Source organism: Pleionea sp. CnH1-48, from assembly GCF_024124665.1.
Taxonomy (GTDB): Bacteria; Pseudomonadota; Gammaproteobacteria; order Enterobacterales; family Kangiellaceae; genus JAMXSB01.
This window is the reverse complement of the sequence record NZ_JAMXSB010000008.1, coordinates 308,127-316,499: the sequence shown is the minus strand read 5'-3', so window position 1 is coordinate 316,499 and position 8,373 is coordinate 308,127. Positions and strand designations below refer to the sequence as shown.

Annotated in this window: 6 protein-coding genes; 2 read left to right on the top strand and 4 right to left on the bottom strand. The window is 46.0% G+C overall.

Annotation, left to right across the window (positions count from 1 at the left end):
• A partial coding sequence (locus NH399_RS14725) for a hypothetical protein (RefSeq protein WP_253041359.1) occupies positions 1-452 on the top strand: 452 nt, incomplete at its 5' end.
• Positions 453-489: 37 nt separating this feature from the next.
• Positions 490-1,338: a 23S rRNA pseudouridine(2605) synthase RluB gene (gene rluB / locus NH399_RS14720; RefSeq protein WP_253041357.1), complete on the top strand. Its 849-nt coding sequence runs from the start codon at positions 490-492 to the stop codon at positions 1,336-1,338.
• Between the two features lie 74 nt (positions 1,339-1,412).
• Here the strand turns inward: rluB and NH399_RS14715 are convergent, their stop codons facing one another.
• From NH399_RS14715 to NH399_RS14700, 4 genes are all read right to left on the bottom strand, one after another.
• On the bottom strand, positions 1,413-2,231 hold the full coding sequence (locus NH399_RS14715; protein WP_253041355.1) for a phage integrase N-terminal SAM-like domain-containing protein: 819 nt from the start codon (positions 2,229-2,231) through the stop codon (positions 1,413-1,415).
• Positions 2,232-2,597: 366 nt separating this feature from the next.
• Positions 2,598-4,067: a rhomboid family intramembrane serine protease gene (locus NH399_RS14710; RefSeq protein WP_253041353.1), complete on the bottom strand. Its 1,470-nt coding sequence runs from the start codon at positions 4,065-4,067 to the stop codon at positions 2,598-2,600.
• A gap of 180 nt (positions 4,068-4,247) precedes the next feature.
• Positions 4,248-5,855, bottom strand: a complete 1,608-nt coding sequence (locus tag NH399_RS14705) for a general secretion pathway protein GspF (RefSeq protein ID WP_253041351.1) — start codon at positions 5,853-5,855, stop codon at positions 4,248-4,250.
• A gap of 21 nt (positions 5,856-5,876) precedes the next feature.
• Positions 5,877-8,360, bottom strand: coding sequence for a LamG domain-containing protein (locus NH399_RS14700; RefSeq protein ID WP_253041349.1), 2,484 nt, complete (start codon positions 8,358-8,360; stop codon positions 5,877-5,879).
• Positions 8,361-8,373 lie beyond the last annotated feature (13 nt).

The following is an 8,373-nucleotide window of genomic DNA, read 5'->3' as shown; positions in this document are numbered from 1 at the left end:
CAGATACAGATACAGATACAGATACAGATACAGATACAGATACAGATACAGATACAGATACAGATACAGATACAGATACAGATACAGATACAGATACAGATACAGATACAGATACAGATACAGATACTGCGGAAGCTGACGCTATCGAAGAGAATACCGAGAGTGTAGAAGCTACGGCTGACGACGCTGCAGAATTAACAGAAAGCGAAACGCTTCTAGAAGAAGACAATGATTCAAACGAATCGGAATCTGAGTCTTCGGATTTTGCAGCCAAACTGGAAAAAGAAAACGAAGCTTCTGTGTCAGAGGTTGAGCCTGCTGATGCTGGGAACGACTATACTGAACAGGAGCTGTCGGATGTAGAATCTGCATCTGACAACCATGATGACGATAAGGCCGAATCAGGCGTGAAGGATATCGTCGAAAATGATGTGGTAGAAAGGACTGAATAACTACCCCGTCTGATCAATGAAAACATACGATGTTTCTATGACTGATAAAGTACAAAAGTTATTAGCCCGTTCTGGGTTAGGTTCCCGTCGAGAGATGGAGGCCGTTATTGCCGAAGGGCGTGTGAGCGTCAATGGCATGATCATTGAGCTAGGAGCTCGGGCATCCGAAGAAGATAAAATTCGTGTCGACGGACGCTTAATATCGATCACCAAACAAGAAGATTTTGTGCGTCGAATTGTTGCTTATAACAAACCTGAGGGCGAAGTGTGTACACGCAAAGATCCTGATGGGCGTCCTACGGTATTCGAGAAACTACCTTCAGCCGGAAAAGGCCGCTGGATAGCTATTGGTCGACTGGACTTAAATACATCAGGGCTACTGTTGTTTACCAATGACGGTGATTTAGCGAATCGTCTGATGCATCCCCGCTATGAGTTAGAGCGTGAATATGCAGTGCGTATCAAAGGCGAAGTGTCTGACGATACCATCAAGCAGCTTAAAACGGGTATTGCGTTAGAAGACGGCATGGCCAGTTTTGATCGGATTACGTTTTCTGGTGGTGAGGGTACTAACCAATGGTATCACGTCACCTTGAAGGAAGGACGTAATCGAGAAGTTCGACGTATGTGGGAAGCGGTAGGGTGTATGGTGTCGCGTTTGACTCGCGTACGCTACGGCTCTGTGGTGCTGGAGCGTTCTTTACGTCGAGGTAACTGGGTAGAGCTTGATAACTCGTTGGTGCGTGAGATCGAAAAAGAAGTCGGTTTGGAGCCATCGGCAAAACCGAAACATCGAACTCCACAAAATCCTCGTCGTCGAAAAATTATGAAGTCTCGTCCTGCAAATAAGAAGTCGGCTCGTCCATCCAGAAGCTCACGACGTTAGCCTCATCACTTTTTATGCTCGTAAAACAACAACGCCGCTTTAAAGCGGCGTTGTTGTTAGTAAGGCGGTAACAACTAGAAAGAGGCCGCTTGGCGTCTTGTCGCTGTATTAATATTGGTTGCGCTTTGTGGTCCTTGTGCGGCCTGGCGGAAGGCATGCTTAACGTTTTTCACATCCATAGGGTAACGAACACGGCATTTTTCTTGAAGGTTGAAGTGCACGCCACCAGAGAACAGATAGTTCCAACGTTCCTTGTTAACCAGTTGATTATTGGTTAACTGACGTGGGTGATGTACATAAGTAGCGCCTTCGCGAGAATCTTGCTTGTAAGTAAGGTGTGCTTTACGCAACTGTAATGCCAGTGACTGAAGTATGTTGTCTGATAACATCATTTCTGTTTCGTCACCAAAAGCGTCTCTCAAGACAATGTGACGTTTTTCTAGCTGAACATCTTCTATGCGCAAATTTAGCACTTCTTCTAAGTGCATCCCGCATCCATAAGTCAAACGGGCAATCAGTTTAAAGGGTTCTTGCAATCGAGCAACCCATTCTGGTGTGGCTTCCGTTACACCAGAATTAAAATCGGCAGTCGCTTCTTCAACCACTGGCGCTGCTTTGGTCATAGACCAGATAGATAAATCCAGTACTTTGTTATAGAAAAAGTCGAGAGCGTCATAAGCTTCTTTTTGCTTAGAAGGCATCGTGCCCTGTTTTGAGAGATCCGATAAAAATTCTCTGACATCTGTAGCACCCATTTCGGCAGGGTTTCTCAGATTATGAAAACTAAGATACTTTCGAATCCAGTATAGCGAGGTCTCAGCTTCACTTTTGGTGAATTTGCTGGATTTGAATGCTTTGATTATTTGTTGAAAAAGTATTTTTTTGTCGTCCATGCCTGTCTCCTAAGCTACTCGTTAATTATTAAGTTATGTGACAAGGTTCACAATCAGCGATATCCGAAAGCCTTGTGAGAGATCGTCCATGATGAAGTAAGAAATCGTCGGTATTGACGTGTTTTAAATATCATGTTCTGCCGAAGTTTCGGTGTGAAAAATTCCGCGGAATTATATACTTATTGAGATATTTGTGAAGAGGAAAAATAAGGATAAATTAAGGATATTCTCAATCTAAAACGAACGTTTTAGTGAATTTATTATAAGCTGTCGAATTAGTGAGCAAGAATTACTTACTTGTGGGTAATTTTGGGTGATGATTGAAGTTGAAACTATTTTTGAGAATAAAAGTCTTCTACGCAATTGTTATGAAGGTTTGGGGGGGAATTTCTTAAGATGTTGGATGGCCGCTCTGCCATATTCTGTTTCGGCATAGTAGTTGGCCAAATAATTCAGTTCCGCTCGCGCTTTAATTGACTTGCCCTGGCGTTGAAGGGCGGCACCCCAACGATAAAGCAGTTCTGGTAGATGTTCTGATTCGGCAAATTGAGTCTTGGCTTTTTCTACCAAGGGTTCGGCGGTATGAAGCTTGTCGTTTCTTAGCAGTCGCTGACACAAAAAGAACAGTGGAAGCACTTTGATATGTTGAAGCTTTATGTGGGTGTCTAAGGCTTCTTGCGACACGCTTAAAACAAATTCGTCGGCTTGGGCAAATTTAAGCGGAAAGGAAAAAACTTGATTGATGGTTTCTCGATATTGTGGGCTTGATGGTGCCATCTTATCAATATTGTAAAGGCTGGCGAGGGCTTTAAAATGACTGGGCTGTTGTTTTAGCAGAGTTAACAAATGCTGACGAGCTTCGGCAAACTCCAGCTTACGTATTAGTTCCAGCGCCTGATGATAAAGATCCTCTTGTTGTGGTTTGGGCGTTGCTTCGGGTTCCTCCGTAGGATTAACCGAGGTTTTCATTAGCAATCCCAGTAATGCTCCTGTGATCATACCGCTTAGATGAGCCATATAAGCAATATTCGATTCGCGATCAGTGAGTTGATATAAAGCTTCTTTGAGCAACCAAAAACCTAATACCAGATACGCTGGTAGTTTGAAGTGATTAAAGTAAAAGACAAACCAACCAAAGAAGCGAACCTTCTGCAAACCATAGTAGGCAACAAAAGCCCCCATTAAACCCGATATAGCGCCAGAAGCGCCAATAAGAGGGGCGTAGGGGGTGCCCTGTATCAGAGAGAAAAACAATCCGCTCGTAATGGCTGAAATCACATACAGGGTAGCAAAATGCAGGCGACCATAGAGGGCTTCTACTGCAACGCCAAACAGTACCAGAAACAACAGATTGCCAATCAAATGAAAGATATCTCCATGCAAAAAGCTATGAGAGATAAGGGTATCGATGGTCAGTGCTTCTGACTTAATCCCCCAGCGATAAAAGCTGACGGAATTTTTGAATCGATTGAGTTCGCTATTTTGTGCTTGCCATATATTCAGAGCTTCTTGATTCAGAGCCAGCTGTGCCGCGACATAACGGCGAAAGTTCAGATCGAACGCCATATAGTGGATGCGGTTGGGTCCATGGGTGTCGATGGTGGATATGTTTCGGTAGTCAGCGAGGGCATCCGGGGTTTGCAGATAAGCGCGGAAGGCATCGGTTTCTTGTACGAATAATTCGGAGTTTTGATAGTAGTCGAGCGTTTTTTGATATTGTTCGTCGTCGTTCAGTTGCAGGGTAAAGAAAACAACCAGATTGATAATAACCAACAATAGGGTTAACAGCGGCGGGTTTTTTCTATCTAACTTAACCTGACTTGGAATGAGCAGCATGAAGGATCAGTATCACAACAAAATCAAAAAATTAATCCCATTTTAGTGAAGCGAGAGAAAAACTCAATGCAATATCAATAGCTTGGTAGAGACTTAGAAGTTTGAGAGTCCCAATATCCTAAATTCGGGCATAAAAAAAGCGCTCCGAAGAGCGCTTTGACTAGAGCTGTAAGCCTTGCTTTATGCGCCAATCGTTCCGTTAACAATCGGTTGGAAGGCCGTCAGGCTGTCGCGCAGGTTCGCATTACCCAAACCATGATTCGGGAAGTAACTAGCGGTATCAAACAGACCTTGCTCACCATGTAACGCCATGTAATTAAGAACAACGGTTTCAACCAATAGATTAACGTTGTTAGCCGCTGGCGTTGCAGTGGTTTCCGTTGATGCGTCAGGACGCATGTAACCAATCTGCTGGTGGCGAGCTTGTTGCTCTGGTGTGCCACCCATCAACTGCGGACGTCCGCCTGGGTTGTAAACCATAAAGAATGGAGAAGCCGTTGATGAGTTATCACCTGTCCACTCACCTTTACCACGACCCATTTCTGATTCGTCCAGACGACCATTACTAGCAACAGAACCGTCACTGAATACATACATCATCAGAGGCACACCGATACGTGCTGCATACTCGATACAGGCTCCCATACAGCGGCCTGCACGAAGGTCTCGAATTTCACCCGTGCCGCGCTCACCCGTGTGGTAGTCATAACCACCCATGGTAATGGTTCCGGCACCAGCAAAACCGTTAATAACCATCTTCATAACTGAAGCGGTCTTGCGGAATTCACCGTCGCTGTTGAATTCTGCTGAAGAGAAGATACCAGCAGGACCAACAATGTCAGGATCGAGTTCTGGGTTCAATGTCGATGGATTACCAAAACGATCGGCCAAGTCGGCACTCTTAACATAACCACAGCTCACCAGAGCTTTGACTATCGCATCACGGCTAATCTGAGTATTCACGCTACCCAGTTTCATATCAGAAATACGTTGAATGGCTTCCATTACTCGTACAGCTTCGTCTTGCGACAGTACGCCTAACAGATCACCTACATCAACCAGACCGGTTACATCGCTTGGGCGATCAACTTTGGTTGGACGTAATGTGGTATTCATCAACATGGATTGCGGTGCCATGGAGTTACCGCCTGAGTCCGAGCTGCGAGAACCAATGATAGACAGCAGAGAACCATCAGCTTTTGCCGTATGAATACCATACATCGGGTTGTGCGGATTATTACCTGTGTCGTTATCAGAACGAGCAGGGATAACCGCACCGTTAGTACGAGCAGCGGTTTCTGGAGAAATCTTCTCTAACATTCCGCGCAAGAAAGCACTGTCGCTGTGGAATGCCAGACCCAGATCCGTGTTGACGAAATCATTAGTGCCCGTATCAGTGTTAACAATGCTGGGCACCTGATCACCTGGAAGACCTAACTTGCTGTAACCCTGTGTGGTCAAAAAGTCGAGCTGGCCGCCTTGTTTACCAACCAGTACGTTAGAGCCAGCAATGTTAGCGCCACCTGCCAGGTCAAAACAGATAAATGGAATTTTACCGGCACCTTGAACAGCGATACCACACTGAGCTCGAAGCGCATCGATATCTGGCGATAAATCTGCATAGGCAGCGCGCGGATTAGCAAATAAACCAAGAACAGAACCTCCAACTACAGAGCCTACGCCCGCCGCAAGACCCTGCGCGACAAAGTCGCGACGGGTAGTGGGGCGTTTATGCGCTGCGTGAAGCAGTGGAGCATCTGGGTGTAAAGCGCGTTTTTTACGTGTCATATCTAAATCCTCTCCACCGAGTTATTGTACAAGCATGATGGCACTACCGATGGCAGCGGCACAGGTTGCTTTGGTGACTTTAATGGTTCGACCTGCTTCACAACTGCCGTTGCTAGTACAGGTGGTGAGCTGATCAATCAGATTGTTCAGTTCGCCTTTTACGGTATTGGCTTGTGGCTGGCTAGCCAGGCCGATACCCATCGTTGCTTCTAACAAGGGGTCAAGGAAGTCGTTACGGCCTTGAGCGGTAAACGAAGTTGCAGGGTCTGCCGTAAAGTTAAAGGCTGGGAACTTGCTTGCACGTAGGCTAGTGTCGTCCATCAGCGCAGAACAATACTGAATGGCTAACTGAGTAACACCCATTTGATTAGAAGATAAGAAACCTTCTAGAGCGTCGTTCGTTGGCAACTGTTGTTTAACGGTCAGATATACTCCGCGAACACCAGCCTCGTTCATGCTCACGCCAGTCATTTGTGCCATGGTGGCATAAATTTCTTCGAAAGTACGTACACCTAAGTCCGATTGCTCATCGAGATCAGGAGGTGTCGGTGCTGGCTGTGGTTGTGCATCAACACGCACATTTTCGTGAGTGCCAAGACGTTCGAAAGTTAAGAAGAACTCATCGGTAGTAGGTCCTTTTTCTAGTGCAATAACAGCACCTAAAGGTGAAATCACCTGACCAGAACCTGAGTTATATTGCGCATCGTCCAGAGCCATGTTGAGTTTTTCAAATGATTGTCCGATAGCAGCTTCTGCACCGTTAATACCAATACGCATACCCTGAACAGGAATGTTGTTTGGCGTTGCCGTTTCATCAAGGCTGATAAAGAAGGGCTCTGCGAACAGGTAGCCGTAGCTGTCAAACTGACTGACTTCGAATACGATGTAGGAATCTGGAACATCAACTAGATGGCCCACACTAAAGAGCAAGAAGAAGCGCTCACCAACACCTGCGTCATAGTTCTGTTGAATCTGTTCTTCTGTCAGTGCGCGGTTGTGAATCGAAACAAAGCGAACAACACCGCTCCATTTAAATTCGCCAGAAACCTCACTACCAAGAACAAAAGCAAAGGTATCGTTCCAGTCGTTTAATGTACCTGGCTCAACACCATCGGCGTCTCCAGTGTACTGACCGTTCACATAAATGCGGCGACCATTAACGGGATCATAAGTGACGATGACATGTTGCAAGGTTGCTTGTAGACGCTCATCAGCATCTGCAGTGGATAACGATGGATTACCATTGGCATCAGCGTTAGTACTACGGTTTAAGAAATCGTAGTTATATAAAGTCTGACCTAACATAAAGTTGCGAGAGTCAGCTCCACCTGAGTAGTTAACGATACGCGCAGGACCTTCTTGAGTCACATTATTCGGAGCTACCCAGGCTTCGATAGAGTACTCGTTAGTCGCGGTGATTAAGTCATATAGCTTTTTACTGGAGCTTGTTGAAGCTTGGGCTTTACCATCACGAATGTTGATGCCCCAGCCACCAACCCATTCAACGTCGCCGTTAAAGGTCAGGTTCATTGCGGGTTCAACACCACTGGTATCAAAGGCCGTTACGCCGTTTCCGGTTTTAAACTGGAAAGTCGCAATAGCGTTGGCTTCAAAGCGGCCACCGCTAGACGCTTGAATACCATCTAATAAGGTAAGCGCTTTACTGGCAACCAGACTTGAATCAATTTGAGTCAATGGAATGGTTGAAGCAAAGTTTTCAATGGCTGTCTGCATTTCGTTAGCGTTAGACGCACAATCGGTAGTCCAACAGTTGTGGAACTCATTTCTTAAGCGAATAACAAAACGTGAGCTGGCTGGAGTATCCAGATCGATTTTACTTTTTGCAGCTTCATAAGCCGTATTGACATCGGCACTGGCAAAGTAAGGCGAAATGGGCACCGAAGCCGAGTCGGTGTGACAGTCAGAACAGTATTGAGTTAATAATGGATAAACTGTTGATTGGAAGTTACTCGGATCATCAGGGAAAGCACGGCTGGCGCCTGGATCTCTAATAGGAGGTGCTGTCAGAGTGATCTCTGTGGTTGATGAAGCAGAGTTACCTGCCCAGTTATTAATGTAGGAAGTAATGGTGTCTGCACAAACCTGTGCGACGCTTTCCCAACAGTTATGACCCTCGGCCACTTTGGTTACCATGCGTGACTGATCGGGGTTTGCCAGATCAACTATGGTGTTGGCTGCCGCGTAGGCCAGATTAACATCATCGCCACGAGCGAACTGAGGGGATTGGCCCGTTTCGTTGTGACAAGCACCACAACGGTTATTGGTTGCTAGATTGTCCCATACAAACAATTTAAATCGTTGTACATCGTCAGAGGCTGGAGGTGGGCCTGAATAAGTATCAGGCGAAGAGCCGCTGCTGGGAGGAGTCGTTTCGGTCGCTGGTCCGCCACCGGTACACGCTGTTAAAACCAGCGTCGATACCATAATTGCCGCACTATTTTTAATGAGCGCGGACAATGAGAGCTTGGATTGATTCTTTGTCATCGTTTGTCTCCAC